The organism is Flavobacterium sp. (assembly GCF_035299005.1).
GTDB lineage: Bacteria > Bacteroidota > Bacteroidia > Flavobacteriales > Flavobacteriaceae > Flavobacterium.
The window spans coordinates 94,238-116,216 of record NZ_DATGXL010000006.1 but is presented as its reverse complement, the minus strand read 5'-3'; the positions used below and the strand labels follow the sequence as shown (position 1 = coordinate 116,216).

The window sequence follows — 21,979 nt, the reverse complement described above, 5'->3', positions numbered from 1 at the left end:
TATGCCAAATATTGCCAATGACCCAAAAAGAAAATCATGGATAAATGTTCCTGAGAACAGTGACTTTCCTATCCAAAATATCCCTTTTGGTGTTTTCATCACTAAAGAAGATGTCATCACTATAGGAACCCGAATTGGAAATTGTGCCATAGATATGGGTGCTTTACAACAATTAGGTTATTTTGAAGGTATCGATTTAACAGACGATATGTTCATGCAAGACACATTAAATGATTTTATTTCTGACGGAAAAAAAACATGGCGCTTAGTACGCAATCGATTAGCTGAACTTTTTGATGAAACTAATCCGAAATTAAGAGATAATAGTTCGCATCGTGAAGTAATCATCTTTAAAGTAGAAGACATTGAAATGCTTTTACCTGTACAAATTGGAGATTACACCGATTTTTATAGTTCTAAAGAACACGCTACAAACGTAGGAAAAATGTTCCGCGACCCTGAAAATGCTTTGTTACCAAACTGGTTACATATTCCTGTAGGCTATCATGGAAGAAGTTCTACAATTGTTCCCTCTGGTATTCCTGTTCACAGACCCTATGGACAAACCTTACCAAATGGAGAAACAACACCAGTTTTTGGACCATCAAAATTAGTAGATTTTGAGTTAGAAACTGCATTTATTACTACTGATGCGAATTTAATGGGAGAACCAATTCCTGTAGAAGAAGCCGAAGAGCATATTTTTGGAATGGTTTTATTTAATGATTGGAGTGCACGTGATATTCAAAAATGGGAATATGTGCCACTTGGACCTTTCTTAGCTAAAAACTTTGCCTCTTCAATTTCACCATGGATTGTGACTATGGACGCTCTAGAACCATTTAGAGTAAAAGGTCCTGAGCAATCTCCTACTCCATTACCATATTTACAACAAAAAGGCGAAAAAGCTTTTGATATCAATTTAGAAGTAGCTATCCAGCCTGAAAATGCGGAAGAAACTATTGTTTCGCGTTCAAATTTCAAATATATGTATTGGTCAATGGCGCAACAATTGGCACATCATACCATAAATGGTTGCAGAGTAAATTCAGGAGATATGATGGGAAGTGGTACAATTTCTGGAGCAACAGAAGATTCTTTCGGTTCTATGTTAGAATTAACTTGGGGCGGGCAAAAACCAATTCAAATGAAAGATGGAAGTGAGCGTAAATTTATTAATGACAATGACACTGTAATTATTAGAGGATTTTGTCAAAAAGACAATATTAGAGTTGGATTTGGTGAAGTATCAAGTAAGTTACTACCAGCCATAAATTTGAAGTTCTAACATTTTAGAACGCTAAAAATTACGTTTTTAGTATTTTTTTGGTTTAAAAATATGAAATTAATAATTCAATCGATTTCGTTTGCAATTACTTAACATTTGATGTGAATTTCTTATCTTTGTGACCGCATTTTTTTAAACAAACAAAACAACAAACCTAGCAATATGGCAAAAATTAAAGTAGCTAATCCTGTAGTAGAATTGGATGGCGATGAAATGACACGAATTATATGGAGCTTTATTAAAGAACAATTAATTCTTCCTTATTTAGATTTAGATATCAAATATTACGATTTAGGAATTGAAAGTAGAGAAGCAACTAAAGACCAAATCACAATTGATTCCGCTGAAGCAATCAAAAAATACAATGTAGGCATCAAGTGTGCTACCATTACTCCAGATGAAGAAAGAGTAAAAGAATTTAACCTTTCTGAAATGTGGAAATCACCAAACGGAACTATTCGTAATATAGTTGGCGGAACAGTTTTTCGTGAGCCAATTATCATGAGCAATGTACCTCGTTATGTACAAGGATGGACTAAGCCAATTGTTATTGGTCGTCACGCTTTTGGTGATCAATATAAAGCTACTGATAAAGTAATCAAAGGAAAAGGAACCTTAACAATGTCATTTACAAACGAAGCTGGTGAAACTACTTCTTGGAATGTTTATGATTTTAAAGGTGATGGTGTAGCAATGTCTATGTATAACACTGATGAAAGTATTTATGGATTTGCGCATTCTTCTTTTCAAATGGCATTAACTAAAAAGTGGCCTTTGTATCTTTCTACAAAAAATACAATTTTAAAAGCATATGATGGAAGATTCAAAGATATTTTTGAAGAAGTATATCAACAATATTACAAAGCTGACTTTGAAGCTAATGGAATGATTTACGAACACAGACTTATTGATGATATGGTTGCTTCTGCAATGAAATGGAACGGAGGATTTGTTTGGGCTTGTAAAAACTATGATGGTGATGTACAATCTGATACAGTTGCACAAGGTTTTGGTTCATTAGGATTAATGACTTCTGTATTAGTAACTCCAGATGGAAAAACTGTTGAGGCTGAAGCTGCTCACGGAACTGTAACACGTCACTATCGTCAACACCAACAAGGAAAGAAAACATCAACAAATCCAATTGCATCTATTTTCGCTTGGACTAGAGGGTTAGAACACAGAGGAAAATTAGACGGAAATCAAGAATTAATTGATTTTTGTAATAAATTAGAACAAGTTTGTATTGAAACTGTTGAAAGTGGAAAAATGACTAAAGATTTAGCAATGTTAGTAAAACCAGAGGGTTTAACAGATGCTGATTATTTAACAACCGAAGATTTCCTTCAAACATTAAAAGTAAATTTAGATAAAAAATTAGCTTAATTTATATAACATAAAAAAAGCGTTCCAAATTGGAACGCTTTTTTATTTACTCTACTTATTTATCCTCTTCTCGAACCACTACTATAGTCGCTTTTATGCCTGTGGTTAAATTCCATTCATTAGAAGTAATTAGATTTCCAGCATCATCATACACACTAAAAGCTGCCGTATTAGGTCCAGAAGTTCCTTGATTTAAAGCTTCAAAATCTAATTTATTAAAACCATTAGTAATATCTACATAATATTCTTTAACACTTGCTTCTAATAAAATTTCTGGAATAATGGTTTTATCATTCAACATTAATTTTACTCGATCACCATCAGGATATTCATGATCTCTACAAACAATTTTTACATATTTCGATTTACTTTTAAACTCTCCTAAAAACTGATTACTTCTATATTCTGGTTTGATGGCTTTGTCTTGATTATTTAACTTGTTTTTTAATTCTTCTCCTGGGTTTTTAAAATCAGTTTTTTCAGCCAAAACACTTTCCTGACCTTTTTCTTTTTTAAGAATCGAATATCTTTTCAAATAAGAGTCGTCTTTATCCAAAATACTTTTATATGGTAAAGTAATTGTATTGGATTTGGTTTCAGCCTTTACTGGTTCATCCCAATTTAATTTTAACTTAGGTGATTTAAAAGGCGTATCATTCTGTGCAGAGACAAACAACGTAGAAAATAGCGTTATGGTTAAAAATATTTTGAAATGCATATTCAAGAATTACTTAAAAATGTAAAATTATAATATAAATTGAGTTTTAAATATAAATTAACATAAGTTTTAAAACATTTGCCAACAATAATCGTCAAATTTGTAATTCAATTTTCATGCCTAAATTATGTACAAATACATACAACTCTTACTTATAATAGCAATAACAACAATTAGTTATTCTCAAGAAAAAGTAACCCTAAGTGGTAATGTTTCTGACGCTAAAAATAACGAAACATTAATTGGTGTTTCTGTAGTGATTCCAATATTAAAAATAGGCACATTCACTAACGAATATGGCTTTTATTCTCTAACAATTCCAAAAGGAACATATGAAATAGAAATTAGTTCAATTGGTTATGAAACGCAAACCATTACTATAAATTTAGAAGAAAATACCAAACAAAATATATCGCTCTCGGAATCTACACAACAATTAGATGAAATTGTTATTAAAGATAACCCCTATAAAACAAACATCCGAAAGCCTGAAATGAGTGTAAACAAAATCGCTATTAGTACAATTAAACAAATGCCAGTTGTTTTAGGTGAAGTTGATATTTTAAAATCAATCACAACCCTTCCTGGAGTTACTAATGCTGGTGAAGGACAGTCTGGTTTTAATGTTAGAGGTGGTGCAGCAGACCAAAATCTAATTCTTTTAGACGAGGCTACTGTTTATAACTCATCTCACTTATTTGGTTTTTTTTCCGTTTTTAATGCAGATGCTATTAAAGATTTAAAATTATACAAAGGTGGTATTCCAGCTCGTTTTGGTGGCCGTGTTGCTTCAGTATTAGATATTTACCAAAAAGAAGGAAATAGTAATAATTTTAATTTATCGGGTGGTATTGGATTAATTTCTAGTAGAATCATGGCTGAAGGCCCTATAATAAAAGAAAAAGGGTCGTTTTTAGTGGCTGGAAGAAGCTCTTATGCTCATTTATTTTTAAAATTATCAAACAATGATAATTCAGCATATTTTTATGATTTGAATACCAAATTAAGTTATAAATTAAGCGAAAACAACAATTTATACCTTTCAGGATATTTTGGAAGAGATGTTTTTAGCTTGAATAATAGTTTTGTAAACACTTATGGTAATACAGTTTTAAATTTACGCTGGAACCACTTATTCAATGATAAGTTATTTTCAAACTTATCATTGATTTATAGCGACTATTATTATGGATTGACATTAGATTTTGTTGGATTTAATTGGGATAGTGGTATCAAAAATTATAATCTGAAATATGATTTTAAACATTATGTAAACAACAAAACAAAGCTATTTTATGGGATTAATGCCATTTACTATGATTTTAATCCGGGTAAAATTGAACCTACTAATAGTTCTTCAGGAATCAATCCTGACCAATTGGATAAAAAATATGCTTTTGAACCAGCCGTCTATTTAGATGTTGAACAACAACTCTCAGATAAATTATCAATTAATTATGGTGTTCGCTACAGCTTATTTTATCGTTTAGGAAATCAAGAAATCAATACTTATGCAAATAACCAAGCTGTTGTTTTCAATGCCGAGCAACAAATCTATGAAAAAGCCACCCCAACAGGAACAATAAATTATGGCAAAAATGAAACTATCGCTAACTTCAATAATTTAGAACCTAGATTTTCGGTAGCTTATCTTTTAGATGATAATCAATCCATAAAAATGAGTTACAATAGAATGACTCAGTATTTACATTTAATTTCAAATACACAATCTCCTACTCCATTAGATGTGTGGGCGCCAAGTGATAACTTTTTGAAACCACAAATATTAGATCAATTAGCAATTGGATACTTTAAAGAATTGAACAATGGGAGATATACTTTAGAAATTGAATCTTTTTACAAAAAAATTAAAAATAGATTAGATTATATTGACGGAGCAGATTTAATTGCAAATAATGCTATTGAACAAGTAGTTTTAAATGGAAAAGCAAGAGCTTATGGATTAGAAGTATTATTCCGCAAAAACGAAGGCCGATTAAATGGTTGGGTTTCCTATACTTTATCACGTTCAGAACAACAAACACCTGGTAGAAATAGTTCCGAATCTGGAATAAATAATGGTGAATGGTACAAAACTGGATGGGATAAACTTCATAATTTATCAGTAACAGGAATGTATAAATTAAATGAAAAATGGAGTTTTAGTAGTATTTTTTCATTACAATCAGGACAACCTGTAACTTATCCAAACGGGCAATATGAATATCAAGGTATCACAATTCCTAGTTATGGATTACGAAACGAAAATAGACTACCAACATACCACCGTTTAGATGTTTCTGCAACGCTAAATCCAACTAAAAACAAAAGTAGAAATTGGCAAGGTGAATGGGTATTTGGTATTTATAATTTGTATAGCAGAAAAAATGCCGCTTCAATAAGTTTTAGACAAAATCAAGATTCTGGAAATAATGAAGCAATTCGTTTATCGATTTTCGGAATTGTACCAAGTGTGACGTATAACTTTAAATTCTAAATACATGAAAACTATATATAAAATACTTGTTTTACTACTTACTCTATCCTTTTTTTCTTGTGAAGATGTGGTGGATATTAATTTAGATACTGCGCCACCAAAATTAGTAATTGACGCTTCAATTAAATGGGAAAAGGGAACTGCTGGAAACGAACAAATTATTAAACTTACCACAACAACAGATTACTATTCAAGTACAATCCCAGTAGTATCTGGAGCAACTGTTTTTGTTACTGATGGAAATGGAATTCAGTATGATTTTACAGAAACTCTTGGAACTGGCAATTATGTTTGTACAAATTTTAATCCAGAAATCAATCAAACTTATGTCTTAACAGTTGTCAATAATGGAGAAATTTATACCGCAACTGAGCAATTAATTGGTGTTCCTACTGTTGATTCTGTAACACAAAATAACAATGGAGGTTTTACTGGTGATGAAATTGAAGTGAAATTTTATTTTCAAGATAATGGATTAATTGATAATTTTTATTTGATTCAATTCAATTCTTCTTTTACTACATTGCCTGAATATGATGTGATTGATGATGAGTTTTTTCAGGGCAATCAAATGTTTGGTTTATACACAAATGAAGACATGAAAGCTGCTGATGAATTACAATTTACCTTACATGGTGTCTCTGAACGTTATTATAATTATATGAATGTAATACTGGGAATTGCAGGTGGCAATGGTGGCAGTCCTTTTCAAACGCCTCCAGCAACTGTAAGAGGAAACATTATTAATCAAACAAATTTTGATAACTTTGCTTTAGGCTACTTCAGATTGTCTGAAACTGATAGCGAAACATACATTGTTCAATAATAAAATTAACTACTAACCTATTCCAATTACATGTCATCACATCACATTGTACGCGACGATCAAGAACCCGCTTTAATTATTGCTAATGGAGCTTCGTGTAGTGAAGAATTAATGGGACAATTATTAGAATGGTCACCTTTAGTGATTGTTTTAGATTCTGCCATTGAGCGAGTTTTTGAATTAGGTATTAAAGTTGATGTTTTATTGGGAGATTTTGATAGAGGTTTTAATCCAGAATATTATTTAGAACAACAATATCCATTAACAATTGTTAGAACTCCAAATCAAGATAAAACCGATTTAGAAAAAGCTTTTGATTACCTCATTGAAAAAGGGCATAAAGCAGTAAATGTCATTTGGGCAACAGGAAAAAGAGCCGATCATACCATAACCAATATAACCAATATCGTTAGCTATCGCGACCAGCTAAAAATTGTCATTTTAGACGATCATTCAAAAGTATTTTTATTACCAAATAAGTATGATAAATGGTACATAGCAAACACAGCTTTATCATTAATTCCAATTGGAAAAGTTAGTGGAATAACCACAAAAAATCTTTTCTATCCCTTAAATAATGAAGAATTAACTATTGGATATAGAACGGGAAGCAGTAATCATGTTATAGAAGATGGAATTGTAAGTATTTCACACGTAACAGGAGATTTATTATTAATGGAATGCTGGGACTAATAGTGAAATAGTTTGCTGAAATAAAGTAAATTCCTTACATTTGATATAGAGCATAGAACAAATGAAGAGCAAACCTATCGAACCTGAAAAAACAAATTTACATCCCAGAAATCCACATCGATTTAGATATAATTTTGAAAAACTTATTATTGAATTTCCAGAATTAAAGTTATTTCTTGTTTCCAATAAAAACAATTCGGAACCAACTATTGATTTTAGTAATTCTGAAGCTGTAAAAGCTTTAAATAAAGCACTCTTAATTTCGGAATATAGCATTCAAAATTGGGATATTCCTAAAAATTATTTATGTCCACCGATTCCTGGCAGAGCAGATTATATTCACTATTTAGCAGATTTATTGGCAGATTCTAATGATGGAATTATTCCTAAAGGAGAACATATTCTAGGATTAGATATAGGCATTGGAGCAAATTGTATTTATCCAATTCTTGGAAATTCAAGTTACGATTGGAGTTTTGTAGGAGCAGATATTGACGAAAATGCAATTCAGAATTGTAAAAAAATCATTGGTCAAAATCCGAAATTAATTGAAACAATTAGCCTACAATTACAAACTGATCCACGTTATATTTTTAAAAATATCATTCTCCCAGAAGATAAATTCACTTTCACGATTTGTAATCCTCCTTTTCATTCTTCAGAAGAAGCCGCTTCAAAAGCTAATACAAGGAAAGTAAACAATCTTGCAACAAAGGAGAAAAAGTTAAACTTTGGCGGGCAAAATGCCGAATTATGGTGTATGGGAGGAGAAATCGGATTCATTACACAAATGATTTATGAAAGCGTAAAATATCCTCTGCAATGTTTTTGGTTTACCACATTGGTTTCAAAAAAAGACAACTTGAAAACAATATATAAAACACTAAATAAAGTAGGTGCAGTTACCATAAAAACGGTTGAAATGGCACAAGGTCAAAAACGAAGTAGATTTGTTGCTTGGACCTTTTTAAGCCAAAAACAGCAAAACGAATGGAACTTAAATAATGATTAAATATTAAAGCCAGAAAAAATGATTTCTGGCTTTAATATTTTATTGAATAACAATTTTCTTTCGGATTATTTTTGTTTTTGTCTCTAAATTTGCTAGATATATGCCTTTAGGTAAAGTATTTACACTTACTTTTTCAATTTGGCTAATTGATGAAATACTTTTTTCTAAGACAACTTTTCCATTAATATCTATTAAATAAAATCTGTAACTTTCGTCTGTCAATGTACCTATATTAATATTTAAAAAATCTTTTGCAGGGTTCGGAAAAAAACTAACTTGAGAATCTTCATTATAACTATTTTCACTCAAGGTTGTTGAAGCTACAGCAAAATGCAGCATGGCTCCTGTAGCTGCTTTAGCAACATTAAACACATAAACTGGGTCCATATTAACTAACAAATCTGTAGCAGAATGACCATGTGTTGTTTCATTCGTTTCATAAAACCCTGTAATTACTTCATTATTATCTTCAAAAGGCATATAATCAGAAGCATATGCATAAGATAAAAGTGTATTTAAAGGAGAATATAATCCAACACAAGTAATCAATTCATTTGTTTTTGTAGTTGAAGCTGCATTATTAGTACTCGGATTTCCTGTATCTCGTTCACAAGTAATTGTATTATTTGTCATTCCTGCCACACCTCCAACTTGATCAATATTAAAAACTAATTTAATATTCAATTTTGGAGTAGTTGAATTTACTACAGAAGTCACATAATGTTGGCTACCTATTAGACCGTCTTCTTCACCACTAAAATTAATAAATTTTACTGAATACTCAGTTGGTACACTTTGCAATAATCTAGCCACTTCTAGAATAGTCGAAACTCCACTTCCATTATCATTAGTACCACTACCATTCAACGAATCATAATGACCACAAATAATTACATAAGTATTTGGATAAACTGTTCCTACTTTAGTAACTATCAAATTTTCACATGTATAAGCTCCATTTGTGAATGGATCTTCAACCATTTGACTTGCTGTGTAACCGTAACTTAAATATTTGTTTTTCAACCAATTTAAGGTGTTATCAAGCGCTACCGTTCCTCTACGCTTAACTCCCAAAGCTTCAAACTCTGTCAAATTAGTAGTAATATTTGTTTGTGATGTTTGTGCAACAATGTTTGCATACGATTGAATAAAAGTTTGTGAATAAGAATAATTCACAAACACAAGAAGTACTAAGACAAAGCCTTTTATTAATTTCATATGTTAAATTTTAATAGTTTTGGGACAACTAGATGGACAAATATATAAATTCTTCGTTTAAAAAGGAACTTCTTATTAACTTTGTAACTTTACAGTTTTCAACTTTGCTCTCTTAATAAATGAAATTCCAAGTCGTATCCGATTATAAACCAACTGGTGACCAACCACAAGCTATTGAAAAACTTTCAAAAGGCATTTTAAATGGTGAAAAATACCAAACCTTATTAGGTGTTACTGGTTCTGGAAAAACATTTACTGTAGCAAATGTGGTACAAGAAGTACAAAAACCAACTTTAGTTTTAGCTCATAACAAAACACTTGCTGCTCAGTTATATTCTGAATTCAAACAGTTTTTTCCAAATAATTCAGTACAATATTTTGTATCTTACTACGATTATTATCAGCCAGAAGCCTTTATTCCTGTTACTGGAACATATATTGAAAAGGATTTATCGATTAATGAAGAACTAGAAAAACTACGGTTAAGTACTACTTCTGCCCTACTTTCGGGCCGCCGTGATATCATAGTAATTTCTTCTGTTTCTTGTTTATACGGAATTGGAAATCCCGTTGAATTCCAAAAAAACGTAATCAATTTAGAAACTGGTCAGGAAATTTCTCGAACCAAATTATTACATCAATTAGTACAAAGTTTATATTCAAGGACTGAAGCCGATTTTAATCCTGGTAATTTCAGAATCAAAGGTGATATTGTCGAGATTTTTCCAAGTTATGGAGATGAACCTTTCCGAATTCACTTTTTTGGCGATGAAATTGAAGAAATTGAAGCCTTTGATGCACGAACTGCTCAGGTTTTAGAACGCTATGAAAAACTAACAATTTATCCTGCAAATATGTTTGTGACTTCGCCTGATGTGTTGCAAAATGCTATATGGGCAATCCAACAAGATTTGGTCAAACAAGTAGATTATTTCAAAGAAATTGGCAAACATTTAGAAGCAAAAAGATTAGAAGAACGAACCAATTTTGATCTAGAAATGATTCGCGAATTAGGCTATTGCTCTGGTATTGAAAACTATTCTCGCTATTTAGATGGAAGAGAACCTGGTACTCGCCCATTCTGCTTATTAGATTATTTTCCAGATGATTTTTTAATGGTTGTTGATGAAAGTCACGTTACAATTTCGCAAGTACATGCTATGTATGGTGGCGATAGAAGTCGTAAAGAAAATTTAGTCGAATATGGTTTTAGATTACCAGCTGCAATGGACAATCGTCCGTTGAAGTTTGAAGAATTTGAAGCGTTGCAAAATCAAGTGGTTTATGTTTCGGCAACTCCTGCTGATTATGAATTACAGAAAACAGAAGGTGTTTATGTAGAACAAGTTATTCGTCCAACAGGTTTATTGGATCCAATTATTGAAGTGCGACCAAGTGCTAATCAAATTGACGATTTAATAGAAGAAATTCAGTTGCGATGCGAAGCCGATGAACGTGTTTTAGTAACCACTTTAACCAAAAGAATGGCAGAAGAATTAGCAAAATATTTAACTAAAGTTTCGATTAGATGCCGATATATTCATTCCGATGTAGATACTTTAGAGCGCGTAGAAATCATGCAAGATTTACGAAAAGGAATTTTTGATGTGTTAATTGGTGTGAACTTACTTCGTGAAGGTTTGGATTTACCCGAAGTTTCTTTAGTTGCGATTTTAGATGCCGATAAAGAAGGTTTCTTAAGAAGTCATCGTTCGTTAACACAAACTGTAGGTCGAGCTGCTAGAAATGTGAATGGAAAAGCAATTATGTATGCGGATAAAATTACCGCTTCGATGCAAAAAACTATAGATGAAACTACTTACAGAAGAGAAAAACAAACACGTTACAACACTGAAAACAAGCTGCAACCAAAAGCATTGAATAAAAGTTTAGGAAGCGCATTAAGCGGGAACTCTGTTTCTACAGGTTATTTTGAAAAAGAAGCACTAAAAGCAGCTGAACCAGAAAGTCTATACTTGAGCAAACCCGAAATCGAGAAAAAAATTAGAGAATTGCGCAAAATAATGGAGAAAGCAGCTAAAGAATTGGACTTTATGCAAGCTGCCAAAATCCGTGACGAAATTAAAACACTACAAGATAAATTATAAATTATGAGTAAAGTTAAAAACATACTAAAACTAGAAGACGAAGTTGCCATTATTGAAGCAATAGGTGAAATTATTTGGCAAAAAAAAGAAGAGACAGAAGAATTTTCAGATTTAACAGATGCTGAAAAGGTATTCGTTTTTATCGATATTTTTGAAGGTGCAATGGGAGAAGGAGGATTTCAATTCTTTTTTAATTCAGAATCTGGAAATTTTGTAGAAGAAATCATTACCTCATATCAAGAAATTAATGCTCCAAAAACTGCAGAACTAATAGCCAATGCAGTAAAAATTTTCCCAAACAAATACAGTATTGATTTGGAAGAAAGACAAATTTTAATTACAAAAGCCGATGAAGAAACACTTTCGGGGTGGGAAGACTTAGATGAAATTTTCTTTACTAACGAAAGCGAGGAAGATGTTGTAAGCTTGATTGTGGAATATATTAAAGCCAACGAATCCCAATTTAATAACTAATTTAATTCATAAAATCATATCTTTAAATTCGTTAATGTTACACAAAATGAAAAAATTAGAATTTAAAATATCAATCAATGCTCCTAAAGAAAAAGTTTGGTATTCACTTTGGGATGATGAAAACTACGAAAACTGGACAAAAGCTTTTTGTAATGGTTCGTATGCTATTTCAAGTTGGGAAGAAGGAAGTAAAATTCACTTTTTATCACCTTCTGGAGGTGGAATGTATTCTAAAATTAATGAGAGCAAACCGTTTGAATCGATGGTTTTTGCACATATTGGCAACATCGATAATTTAAAAGAATTACCTCTTGATGAAGAAACCAAACAATGGACAGGCTGCGAAGAACGCTATACTTTAACTGAAGAAAATGTAGTAACTACTTTAATTCTTTCTGTAGATTCACTAGAACAATATGTTGCTTTTTTTGAAGATTCCTTCCCTAAAGCATTAGAAAATATTAAGGCTATAGCCGAAAACCCAGTTGTAAAATCAATTTCAGTTCGCACCACAATTGATGCTTCGGTTGAAAAGGTATGGGATTTTTTTACCCAACCAGAACATATTACCAAATGGAATTTTGCTTCTGATGATTGGCATTGCCCAACTGCAGAAAACAATTTAAAAATTGGTGGAACTTTCAAATATGCTATGGCTTCAAAAGATGAGCCAATAGCTTTTGACTTTGAGGGAACTTATGAAGCAATTGAAAATTATAAAAAAATAGTTTACAAAATTTCAGATGGACGCAAAGTAATCATAAAATTTGATATTTTAGATGAAAAAGTAATTCTTACAGAAACTTTTGAACCAGAAAATATTCACTCTGTAGAATTACAACGTAATGGATGGCAAGCAATTTTAGATAATTTTAAAAAACACATAAATCAATAAATCATGGCAACAGTAAACGTTTATCTTACCTTTAATGGTAATACAGAAGAAGCATTTAATTTTTATAAATCCGTATTTGGTGGTGAATTCAGCTATATTGGAAGATTCAAAGATATGCCAGCAGATGAAAATTGCCCGCCTCCAAATGAAGCTGAAGCAAATCGTATCATGCACGTAAGTTTACCCATAAGTAAAGAAACGATTTTAATGGCTAGCGATAGTACTTCATTTAGTGGTGATGTCACTTTTGGAAACAACTTTTCGGTGTCAATCAATGCCGATAGTAAAGAAGAAGCAGATAAATTATTCAACGGTCTTTCTGTAGATGGTAACATCATTATGCCAATGGAAAAAACATTTTGGGGCGCTTATTTCGGAATGTTTACCGATAAATTTGGTGTGAATTGGATGGTAAATTTTGATGAAATGCCTAAATAATAAAAGAAGCCTAACAAAAATGTTAGGCTTCTTCTTATCTATATTCCAGCAATTTCTTTTAGTTCCTTAACAAATCGTTCTGCTAAAATATCAGCTTCTGACTGTGTTGGTGCTTCTGTATAAATTCTGATAATTGGTTCTGTATTTGATTTTCTCAAATGCACCCATTCAGTAGGAAAATCAATTTTTACTCCGTCAATAGTTGTGATGTTTTCCGATTTATATTTTTCGGTTAACGTAGCTAAAACATTATCAACATCAATTTGAGGTGTTAACTCAATTTTATTTTTACTCATGTAATATTGCGGATATGAAGCTCTAATTTCGGCAACGGTTTTATCTTGATTTGCTAAATACGTTAAAAATAAAGCTACACCCACCATACTATCTCTTCCATAATGCGATGATGGATAAATGATTCCTCCATTTCCTTCTCCACCAATTATAGCGTTAGTTTTCTTCATTAATTCTACCACATTTACTTCACCAACAGCACTTGCTTGGTAAGTTCCACCATGCTTTTCTGTTATATCACGCAAAGCACGAGAAGATGACATGTTTGAAACGGTATTTCCTGGAGTTTTTGATAAAACGTAATCGGCAACTGCTACTAAAGTGTATTCTTCGCCAAACATTTCTCCATCATTTGAAATGAAAGCTAATCTATCTACATCTGGGTCAACTACGATTCCGAAATCGGCTTTTTCTTCTACAACTAATTTACAAATATCGCCTAAATGTTCTTTCAAAGGCTCTGGATTATGAGGAAAATGACCGTTTGGTTCGCAGTACAATTTTACAACTTCCACACCCATTTGTTCTAACAAATTAGGAATAATAATCCCACCAGACGAATTCACACCATCAACCACTACTTTAAATTTCTTTGTTTTTACCAAGTCAGCATCCACTAAAGGTAACTCTAACACTTCATCAATGTGAATATCCATGTAAGCATTGTTTTCAATGACTTCTCCTAAATTATCAACATCCGAAAAATCAAAAGCTTCGTTCTCGGCAATTTCTAAAATTAATTCACCCTCTTTTCCACTTAAAAATTCACCTTTTTCGTTTAATAATTTTAGTGCATTCCATTGTTTTGGATTGTGTGAAGCGGTCAAAATAATTCCGCCATCAGCTTTTTCAAGCGGAACTGCAATTTCAACTGTTGGCGTAGTTGATAAATCCAAATCAATTACATCGATTCCTAGTCCTACTAATGTATTCATTACTAAATTATGAATCATTGGTCCGGAAATTCGTGCATCTCTTCCAATAACTACTTTTAATCGTTCATTTCCTTTTGAAGCGTGTCTTATTTTTAAAAACGAACCATAAGCAGAAGCAAATTTCACAGCATCAACTGGAGTTAAATTGTCGCCTACTGCCCCACCAATTGTACCGCGAATTCCTGATATAGATTTTATTAATGTCATTTAATTTTGTTTAAAAGTTAATAGGCTTAAAAGTTTTATAATAAACCAAATTATACTACAAATATAAAAAGTTAGAAATTGGAATTAGATAAAACTTGCAAAGATTTTTATATATTTACGAGAGAAATTTCTGAAATAAAAGCCATTTAAACATGTAAACACTTAAACATCTAACCTTTTTCAATATGAACTATCTAGCACATATTTATTTATCTGGAACTAACGATTTACTAAAAATCGGAAATTTCATGGCAGATAGTATCAAAGGTCACGATTATGAAAAGTTTGATTCCGAAATTAAAAAAGGAATTTTATTGCACCGCCACATTGATAGTTTTACCGATATGCATCCTGTTTACAGGCAAAGTAAGCATCGTTTACATGAAAAATATGGCCATTATTCGGGTGTGATTATGGATATTTTATACGATCATTTTTTGGCAAAAAACTGGAGTAAGTATTCTAATGAAAAATTAGAAGATTATGCCAACAATTTCTACCAATTATTACAAGACAATTACGATATTTTAACCGAGAGAATTAAAGGAATGATGCCGTATATGATTGCTAGAAATTGGTTTGTTAGCTATGCAACTATCGCTGGTTTAGAAATGATACTTTTTCAGATGGATTATAAGACTAAGCACAGAGCCAATATGCAAGAAGCGATTGTGGAATTACAAGATTTTTATGCCGAATTTGAATCGGAATTTTTTCTTTTTTTTGAAGAATTAATAATTTCGTGCCAACAAAAAATCGCTGAATTAAATGAAATTTTGTAACGAATTAGAAACACAGTTTCGGAAAGAATCCAATAGAGAATTGGCAGTTCTGATGGAAAATTACATGAAAAATAATTTTTCTTTTTTAGGAATAAAAACTGAGAAAAGGCGAGCAATTTTTAAATCAATTTACGAGCAAAATAAAGTTGAAATTAAATCCAATTTCAGAATTATTGCTTGGGAATTATTTCAAATGAAAGAACGAGAATTTCATCAAGTTGCGATTGATTTATTGGTAAAAGAATTGAAAAAAAACTTTATTTTAGAAGATATTAAACTCATTGAAAAATTGATTATTACTAATTCGTGGTGGGATTCTGTAGATACAATTGCAAAATATATTTTAGGAGGCTATTTATTACAATTTCCATCGGAAACTTTAAAAGTAATAGAGCGTTTTTCAAATTCAAAAAACATTTGGTTGAACCGAAGTGCAATTTTATTTCAGTTGAGTTATAAAGAAAATACAAATTTTGAAATTCTTATATCAGAATGCGAAAAACATAAACATTCTAACGAGTTTTTCATTCAAAAAGCAATTGGTTGGGCTTTGCGCGATTATAGCCGTTTTAATCCATCAAGTGTTACAGCATATGTAAAAAGTACAAATTTGAAACCTCTAAGCAGTAGAGAAGCATTGCGTTTACTATAAAATAGTTTTATATTTAGTCAGAATAAATTACCTTCGTACAATACTACTAAAAACCAATGCCAAGAAAAAAAACTTTATCCTTTAAAAACCTAATTCATAAGAATTTTAGACGATTAGAGCGTTTTGTTTTTCTTTTGAAAGCATTCCTTACGCCAAGACAATTCATTTATTTATCCTGCGTTTTAGTTGGAGTTTCCTCTGCAATGGCAGTAATTATCCTTAAAACATTTGCACATTGGGTTTATAAATCATCACAAAAGTTAGACGATATTTTTCACCTTCCATTTAGTAATAGTACTTTACCCATCATCGGAATTATCATCACAGTAATCATTATCAAAAAAGTGTTGGATGGTTCTATCGAAAAAGGAACTTCGCAAATTATGTATGCTGTTGCCAAAAAACGAGGCATCATGCCCAGAAAGCAAATGTTTGCTCAAATTATAACGAGTTCATTTACCGTAGGTATGGGCGGAAGTGCTGGTTTGGAATCACCCATTACCATTACTGGAGCTGCTTTTGGAAGTAATTATGCACAAAATTATAGACTAAGTTATAAAGATAGAACGCTGTTATTAGCCTGTGGTGTTGCAGCTGGAATTGGAGCTGCTTTCAACGCACCAATTGCAGGAGTTTTATTTGCTATCGAAGTTGTTTTAGCTGAAATTAGTATTACAGCATTTATTCCAATTATGATTAGCGCTGCTACTGGAGCATTAATTTCTACAATCGTTTTAAACGATACTATTTTATTTTCCTTTAAAAAAGTACAGTTTTTCGATTTTCATAATCTACCATATTACATTTTATTAGGTGTTTTAAGCGGATTTGTTTCGATAAATTATGCCCGAACATTCAGAAAAATCGAACATTATTTTGCTAGATTAAAATTTAATTATATCAATAAAGCATTATTTGGAGCTGGAATTTTAGGTATTTTAATTTTCCTTTTTCCTTCATTATTTGGCGAAGGATATGAAAGTATCAAACTATTAGCCGATAGTAATCCTGAACGTTTGGTGCAAAACACAGTTTTTGAACGATTTCATAATTCCAAATGGATTTTATTATTATTTGTTGGAGCAACCATGCTAATCAAAGTCTATGCTACAAGTTTCACATTAGGTGCTGGTGGAAATGGCGGAAATTTTGCTCCATCACTATTTGTAGGTTCCTATTTAGGATTCTGTGTTGCCTATTTTTTCAATATTATGGGTTTTTCCAAATTACCAATTGGAAATTTCACTTTAGTAGGAATGGCGGGCATTTTGAGTGGATTGTTTCATGCACCGTTAACTGCAATTTTCCTTATTGCCGAAATTACAGGTGGTTACAACTTAATGGTTCCTTTAATGATAGTATCTTCAGTAAGTTTTGCCATTTCTAAACGTTTTGAACCATATTCTTTCGATATTAAAAATTTAGCAGATAAAGGTGAAGTTTTTACAGATAATCGCGATACCAATATTCTAAATTCTATTGATGTTTCTAAACTTATTCAAACCGATTTTAAAACTATTTCTTTGAGCAATAGTTTAGAGGAATTGGTTCAGAAAATTCAAGAGTCAGACGAACATATTTTTCCAGTTTTAGACGAAAAAAATAAACTATTGGGACTAATTCATTTGGACGAAATTAGACCTATTATTTTCTCACAATTCAAAGTAAAATATACTGCAGTAGAAGAAATTATGCAACAACCCAAAGAGATTATCTTTTATGATGAAACACTTGAAACCATCATGGATAAATTTGATACTTCAGGTTGTAAAGTGTTACCCGTTTTAAAAGATGGGATTTTCCTTGGATTCATATACAAACAATTGGTTCTAGAAAAATATAGACATCGTTTAAAATCGATGATTATTGAATAATCTAACTTTATTTAACAAATTCTTATTCTTACTTCAAACATTTTTTTAACTCTAAAATCAGTATCTTTGCGTTTTGCCAAAAATTATGCAACACACTACTGAAGAAACTATCGAAATTATTGGTGCAAGAGCCCATAATCTTAAAAATATTGACGTATCTATTCCGCGCGAAAAATTGGTGGTTATTACTGGTTTATCGGGTTCAGGAAAATCATCATTGGCGTTTGATACTATTTATGCCGAAGGACAACGAAGATATATTGAAACGTTTTCTGCTTATGCGCGTCAATTTCTTGGCGGATTAGAGCGTCCTGATGTAGATAAAATTGATGGGCTTTCACCTGTAATCGCTATTGAACAAAAGACTACAAGTAAATCGCCTCGATCAACAGTTGGAACCATAACTGAAATATACGATTTCTTACGTTTGTTGTATGCAAGAGGAGCTGATGCTTTCAGTTATAATTCAGGCGAAAAAATGGTTTCGTATTCAGATGACCAAATAAAACAACTGATTTTAGAAGATTTTAATGGCAAACGAATCAATATTTTAGCGCCAGTTGTTCGTTCTCGTAAAGGACATTATCGGGAATTATTTGAGCAAATTGCCAAGCAAGGTTTCTTAAAAGTTCGTGTGAATGGTCAGATTCGGGATTTAGAATTTGGTATGAAAGTCGATCGTTATAAAACACACGATATCGAAATTGTTATCGATAGAATGGCAATTGATAATGATGAAGATACTGACAAACGTTTATCAGAAAGTATTAAAACCGCAATGTATCATGGTGATGATGTAATGATGGTGATTGAACAAGAAAGTCAGGAAGTGCGTTTTTACAGTCGTAATTTGATGTGTCCAACTTCTGGAATTTCCTATCCAAATCCTGAACCTAATAATTTTTCATTCAATTCTCCAAAAGGTGCTTGCCCGTGTTGTAACGGATTAGGAACTGTAAATGAAATCAATCTTCAAAAAATTATCCCAAATCCGAAATCATCAATTAAAAATGGTGGTTTTGCTCCTTTGGGCGAATATAAAAGTTCATGGATTTTCAAGCAATTGGAAATTATTGCACAGAAATACGATTTTAAAATAACCGATGCCATTGAAACCATTCCGCAAGAAGCAATGGATATGATTTTGTATGGTGGAAACGAGAAATTTTCAGTCGTGTCAAAGGTTATGGGGATTACCAAAGACTATAAAATCGATTTTGAGGGAATTTCGAACTTCATAAAAAATCAATATGATAATTCCGATTCTGCGAGTATCAAACGTTGGGCTAAAGAATTCATGGATGACAACGATTGTCCAGAATGTGAAGGAACGCGTTTGCGAAAAGAATCCTTATATTTCAAATTAAACGGAAAAAACATCGGCGAATTAGTACAAATGGACATTGCCGAGTTATCCGAATGGTTTGCTGATTTAGACAATCATTTATCTGAAAAACAAAAAGTTATTGCAGTTGAAGTCGTAAAAGAAATTACAGCTAGATTGCAATTTTTATTAGATGTTGGTTTGAATTATTTATCATTAAACAGAAGTTCAAAATCGCTTTCTGGTGGTGAGGCGCAACGCATTAGATTAGCAACGCAAATTGGTTCTCAATTGGTTGGTGTTTTATATATTTTAGATGAACCAAGTATCGGTTTGCACCAAAGAGACAACGAACGCTTGATTAAATCGTTAGAAAGTTTACGTGATATCGGAAATTCGGTAATCGTTGTAGAACATGACAAAGATATGATTGAACGTGCCGATTATGTGATTGATATTGGTCCAAAAGCCGGTCGTTTTGGTGGGCAAATCATCAGTAAAGGAACTCCGAAAGAATTATTGCAAGAAGATACCATAACCGCACAATATTTAAACGGTAAAATGAAGATTGAAGTGCCAAAAACACGTAGAGAAGGCAACGGAAAATCCATCAAACTATCAGGTGCATCAGGAAATAATTTAAAAAATGTTTCAATTGAAATTCCGTTGGGAAAACTAGTTTGCGTAACGGGTGTTTCAGGAAGTGGAAAATCGACTTTGATTAATGAAACCTTGTATCCGATATTAAATACACATTTTTTCAATGCGGTAAAAAAACCACAACCTTACAAAAAAATTGAAGGTTTAGAACATATTGATAAAGTAATCGACATCGACCAAAGTCCGATTGGAAGAACACCGCGTTCCAATCCAGCGACTTATACTGATGTTTTCTCTGAAATAAGAACTTTATTTACCCAAGTTCCAGAAGCGATGATTAGAGGGTATAAACCAGGGAGATTTAGCTTTAATGTAAAAGGCGGACGTTGTGAAACCTGTGAAGGTTCGGGCGTTAGAACCATCGAAATGAGCTTTTTACCAGATGTATATGTGGAATGCGAAACTTGTATGGGAAAACGCTTCAATAGAGAAACATTGGAAATTCGCTACAAAGGAAAATCAATTTCAGATGTGTTGAACATGACGGTTGATGAAGCGGTTGAATTCTTTGAAAATATTCCGAAAATCTATCGAAAAGTAAAAACCATTCAAGATGTTGGATTGGGTTATATTACATTAGGGCAACAAAGTACAACACTTTCTGGCGGTGAGGCACAACGAATCAAATTAGCTACCGAATTATCTAAAAAAGATACTGGAAACACTTTCTATATTTTAGACGAACCTACAACTGGCTTACATTTTGAAGATATACGAGTTTTAATGGATGTAATTAATATTTTGGTAGACAAAGGAAACACAGTATTAATTATCGAACATAACTTAGACGTTGTCAAATTAGCCGATTATGTAATTGACATTGGTTATGAAGGAGGAAAAGGTGGCGGAGAAGTTGTTGCAAAAGGTACTCCTGAAGAAATTGCAAAGAATAAAAAGAGTTATACAGCACAATTTTTGAAAAAAGAATTATCTTAGCAGGCTTTTTTAAAAATTAAAACGAAACGAATATGGCAGCAGATCAATACGAAAACGAAGATCACAGAATACAAGAAAAATTCAAGCAAAAAACTTGGAACGAAATACGATCAAACGATTCTTGGGCAATTTTTAAAATCATGTCAGAATTCGTAAATGGTTATGAATCAATGGGAAGAATAGGTCCTTGTGTATCTATTTTTGGTTCGGCTAGAACAAAACCTGAGGATAAAAACTATTTATTAGCTGAAAAAATTGCATTCAAAATTAGTAAAGCGGGTTATGGTGTAATTACGGGTGGTGGTCCTGGTATTATGGAAGCTGGAAACAAAGGAGCACATTATGGAGGTGGAATTTCGGTAGGTTTAAATATCGAATTGCCTTTTGAGCAACATTTTAATCCGTATATTGATAAAGACAAAAACTTAAACTTTGATTACTTCTTCGTGAGAAAAGTAATGTTTGTAAAGTATTCACAAGGTTTCGTGGTAATGCCAGGAGGTTTTGGAACATTAGACGAATTATTCGAAGCAGTAACGTTGATTCAAACTAAAAAAATTGGAAAATTCCCTATTATTTTGGTTGGAACCGAATTTTGGTCAGGTTTATTAGATTGGATTAAAAATGTAATGATTGATAAAATGAAAAATGCTAATCCTGAAGATATGAACCTAATTAAAGTAGTAGATACTGAAGATGAAGTATTAGAAGCATTAGACAACTTCTATAAAAAATACAATTTATCACCTAACTTCTAAAAAA

General features: G+C 32.0%; 18 protein-coding genes. 15 read left to right on the top strand and 3 right to left on the bottom strand.

The genetic code is table 11. The annotated features are described in order from the left end of the window. Position 1: 1 nt before the first annotated feature. Both fahA and VK164_RS03710 read left to right on the top strand, forming a co-directional pair. Positions 2–1,288: a fumarylacetoacetase gene (fahA, locus tag VK164_RS03715; protein ID WP_324208062.1), complete on the top strand. Its 1,287-nt coding sequence runs from the start codon at positions 2–4 to the stop codon at positions 1,286–1,288. Positions 1,289–1,450: 162 nt separating this feature from the next. Further along, the gene (locus VK164_RS03710; protein WP_324208061.1) at positions 1,451–2,674 is read left to right on the top strand and encodes an NADP-dependent isocitrate dehydrogenase; all 1,224 of its coding nucleotides are present in this window, start codon (positions 1,451–1,453) and stop codon (positions 2,672–2,674) included. A gap of 55 nt (positions 2,675–2,729) precedes the next feature. Here the strand turns inward: VK164_RS03710 and VK164_RS03705 are convergent, their stop codons facing one another. Beyond that, the gene (locus tag VK164_RS03705; protein WP_324208060.1) at positions 2,730–3,392 is read right to left on the bottom strand and encodes a hypothetical protein; all 663 of its coding nucleotides are present in this window, start codon (positions 3,390–3,392) and stop codon (positions 2,730–2,732) included. Positions 3,393–3,519: 127 nt separating this feature from the next. Here VK164_RS03705 and VK164_RS03700 point away from each other — a divergent pair, with 127 nt between their 5' ends. The 4 genes from VK164_RS03700 to rlmF all read left to right on the top strand — a co-directional run bounded on the left by VK164_RS03700 (position 3,520) and on the right by rlmF (position 8,420). Continuing rightward, entirely contained in the window at positions 3,520–5,889 is a 2,370-nt protein-coding gene (locus VK164_RS03700; protein WP_324208059.1) for a TonB-dependent receptor, read from the top strand. A 4-nt stretch (positions 5,890–5,893) separates the two neighbouring features. Then, positions 5,894–6,715, top strand: a complete 822-nt coding sequence (locus VK164_RS03695) for a DUF4249 domain-containing protein (protein WP_324208058.1) — start codon at positions 5,894–5,896, stop codon at positions 6,713–6,715. 30 nt (positions 6,716–6,745) lie between these two features. Beyond that, positions 6,746–7,408, top strand: a complete 663-nt coding sequence (locus VK164_RS03690) for a thiamine diphosphokinase (RefSeq protein WP_324208057.1) — start codon at positions 6,746–6,748, stop codon at positions 7,406–7,408. Positions 7,409–7,469: 61 nt separating this feature from the next. Next, positions 7,470–8,420 carry a 23S rRNA (adenine(1618)-N(6))-methyltransferase RlmF gene (gene rlmF / locus VK164_RS03685; protein ID WP_324208056.1) on the top strand — a complete coding sequence of 317 codons (951 nt, stop codon included), beginning with the start codon at positions 7,470–7,472 and terminating at the stop codon, positions 8,418–8,420. A gap of 39 nt (positions 8,421–8,459) precedes the next feature. Here the strand turns inward: rlmF and VK164_RS03680 are convergent, their stop codons facing one another. Further along, positions 8,460–9,638, bottom strand: coding sequence for a M28 family peptidase (locus tag VK164_RS03680; RefSeq protein WP_324208055.1), 1,179 nt, complete (start codon positions 9,636–9,638; stop codon positions 8,460–8,462). A 119-nt stretch (positions 9,639–9,757) separates the two neighbouring features. Here VK164_RS03680 and uvrB point away from each other — a divergent pair, with 119 nt between their 5' ends. From uvrB to VK164_RS03660, 4 genes are read left to right on the top strand one after another with little or no spacing between them, the layout of a single operon-like run. Further along, on the top strand, positions 9,758–11,746 hold the full coding sequence (gene uvrB / locus VK164_RS03675) for an excinuclease ABC subunit UvrB (protein WP_324208054.1): 1,989 nt from the start codon (positions 9,758–9,760) through the stop codon (positions 11,744–11,746). 3 nt (positions 11,747–11,749) lie between these two features. After that, positions 11,750–12,220: a DMP19 family protein gene (locus tag VK164_RS03670; RefSeq protein ID WP_324208053.1), complete on the top strand. Its 471-nt coding sequence runs from the start codon at positions 11,750–11,752 to the stop codon at positions 12,218–12,220. A 46-nt stretch (positions 12,221–12,266) separates the two neighbouring features. Beyond that, the gene (locus VK164_RS03665) at positions 12,267–13,115 is read left to right on the top strand and encodes an SRPBCC domain-containing protein (protein ID WP_324208052.1); all 849 of its coding nucleotides are present in this window, start codon (positions 12,267–12,269) and stop codon (positions 13,113–13,115) included. Between the two features lie 3 nt (positions 13,116–13,118). After that, the gene (locus VK164_RS03660; RefSeq protein WP_324208051.1) at positions 13,119–13,553 is read left to right on the top strand and encodes a VOC family protein; all 435 of its coding nucleotides are present in this window, start codon (positions 13,119–13,121) and stop codon (positions 13,551–13,553) included. Between the two features lie 38 nt (positions 13,554–13,591). Here the strand turns inward: VK164_RS03660 and glmM are convergent, their stop codons facing one another. Continuing rightward, positions 13,592–14,989, bottom strand: a complete 1,398-nt coding sequence (glmM, locus tag VK164_RS03655) for a phosphoglucosamine mutase (protein WP_324208050.1) — start codon at positions 14,987–14,989, stop codon at positions 13,592–13,594. A gap of 185 nt (positions 14,990–15,174) precedes the next feature. On the opposite strand from glmM, the gene VK164_RS03650 reads away from it, so the two are divergent. The 5 genes from VK164_RS03650 to VK164_RS03630 all read left to right on the top strand — a co-directional run bounded on the left by VK164_RS03650 (position 15,175) and on the right by VK164_RS03630 (position 21,975). After that, positions 15,175–15,771: an acyl carrier protein phosphodiesterase gene (locus VK164_RS03650; protein WP_324208049.1), complete on the top strand. Its 597-nt coding sequence runs from the start codon at positions 15,175–15,177 to the stop codon at positions 15,769–15,771. Beyond that, positions 15,758–16,423: a DNA alkylation repair protein gene (locus VK164_RS03645; RefSeq protein ID WP_324208048.1), complete on the top strand. Its 666-nt coding sequence runs from the start codon at positions 15,758–15,760 to the stop codon at positions 16,421–16,423. The genes VK164_RS03650 and VK164_RS03645 overlap by 14 nt, the downstream gene beginning before the upstream one ends. Positions 16,424–16,479: 56 nt before the next feature. Then, the gene (locus VK164_RS03640; RefSeq protein ID WP_324208047.1) at positions 16,480–18,297 is read left to right on the top strand and encodes a chloride channel protein; all 1,818 of its coding nucleotides are present in this window, start codon (positions 16,480–16,482) and stop codon (positions 18,295–18,297) included. Positions 18,298–18,382: 85 nt separating this feature from the next. Beyond that, positions 18,383–21,217: an excinuclease ABC subunit UvrA gene (gene uvrA, locus VK164_RS03635; protein WP_324208046.1), complete on the top strand. Its 2,835-nt coding sequence runs from the start codon at positions 18,383–18,385 to the stop codon at positions 21,215–21,217. Positions 21,218–21,249: 32 nt separating this feature from the next. Next, the gene (locus VK164_RS03630) at positions 21,250–21,975 is read left to right on the top strand and encodes a TIGR00730 family Rossman fold protein (protein WP_324208045.1); all 726 of its coding nucleotides are present in this window, start codon (positions 21,250–21,252) and stop codon (positions 21,973–21,975) included. Positions 21,976–21,979 lie beyond the last annotated feature (4 nt).

Excerpts from the sequence above, each read along its gene's own strand:
- fahA (WP_324208062.1), top strand. The coding sequence starts at position 2 with ATGCCAAATATTGCCAATGACCCAAAAAGAAAATCATGGATAAATGTT.
- VK164_RS03710 (WP_324208061.1), top strand. The coding sequence starts at position 1,451 with ATGGCAAAAATTAAAGTAGCTAATCCTGTAGTAGAATTGGATGGCGAT.
- VK164_RS03705 (WP_324208060.1), bottom strand. The coding sequence starts at position 3,392 with ATGCATTTCAAAATATTTTTAACCATAACGCTATTTTCTACGTTGTTT.
- VK164_RS03700 (WP_324208059.1), top strand. The coding sequence starts at position 3,520 with ATGTACAAATACATACAACTCTTACTTATAATAGCAATAACAACAATT.
- VK164_RS03695 (WP_324208058.1), top strand. The coding sequence starts at position 5,894 with ATGAAAACTATATATAAAATACTTGTTTTACTACTTACTCTATCCTTT.
- VK164_RS03690 (WP_324208057.1), top strand. The coding sequence starts at position 6,746 with ATGTCATCACATCACATTGTACGCGACGATCAAGAACCCGCTTTAATT.
- rlmF (WP_324208056.1), top strand. The coding sequence starts at position 7,470 with ATGAAGAGCAAACCTATCGAACCTGAAAAAACAAATTTACATCCCAGA.
- VK164_RS03680 (WP_324208055.1), bottom strand. The coding sequence starts at position 9,638 with ATGAAATTAATAAAAGGCTTTGTCTTAGTACTTCTTGTGTTTGTGAAT.
- uvrB (WP_324208054.1), top strand. The coding sequence starts at position 9,758 with ATGAAATTCCAAGTCGTATCCGATTATAAACCAACTGGTGACCAACCA.
- VK164_RS03670 (WP_324208053.1), top strand. The coding sequence starts at position 11,750 with ATGAGTAAAGTTAAAAACATACTAAAACTAGAAGACGAAGTTGCCATT.
- VK164_RS03665 (WP_324208052.1), top strand. The coding sequence starts at position 12,267 with ATGAAAAAATTAGAATTTAAAATATCAATCAATGCTCCTAAAGAAAAA.
- VK164_RS03660 (WP_324208051.1), top strand. The coding sequence starts at position 13,119 with ATGGCAACAGTAAACGTTTATCTTACCTTTAATGGTAATACAGAAGAA.
- glmM (WP_324208050.1), bottom strand. The coding sequence starts at position 14,989 with ATGACATTAATAAAATCTATATCAGGAATTCGCGGTACAATTGGTGGG.
- VK164_RS03650 (WP_324208049.1), top strand. The coding sequence starts at position 15,175 with ATGAACTATCTAGCACATATTTATTTATCTGGAACTAACGATTTACTA.
- VK164_RS03645 (WP_324208048.1), top strand. The coding sequence starts at position 15,758 with ATGAAATTTTGTAACGAATTAGAAACACAGTTTCGGAAAGAATCCAAT.
- VK164_RS03640 (WP_324208047.1), top strand. The coding sequence starts at position 16,480 with ATGCCAAGAAAAAAAACTTTATCCTTTAAAAACCTAATTCATAAGAAT.
- uvrA (WP_324208046.1), top strand. The coding sequence starts at position 18,383 with ATGCAACACACTACTGAAGAAACTATCGAAATTATTGGTGCAAGAGCC.
- VK164_RS03630 (WP_324208045.1), top strand. The coding sequence starts at position 21,250 with ATGGCAGCAGATCAATACGAAAACGAAGATCACAGAATACAAGAAAAA.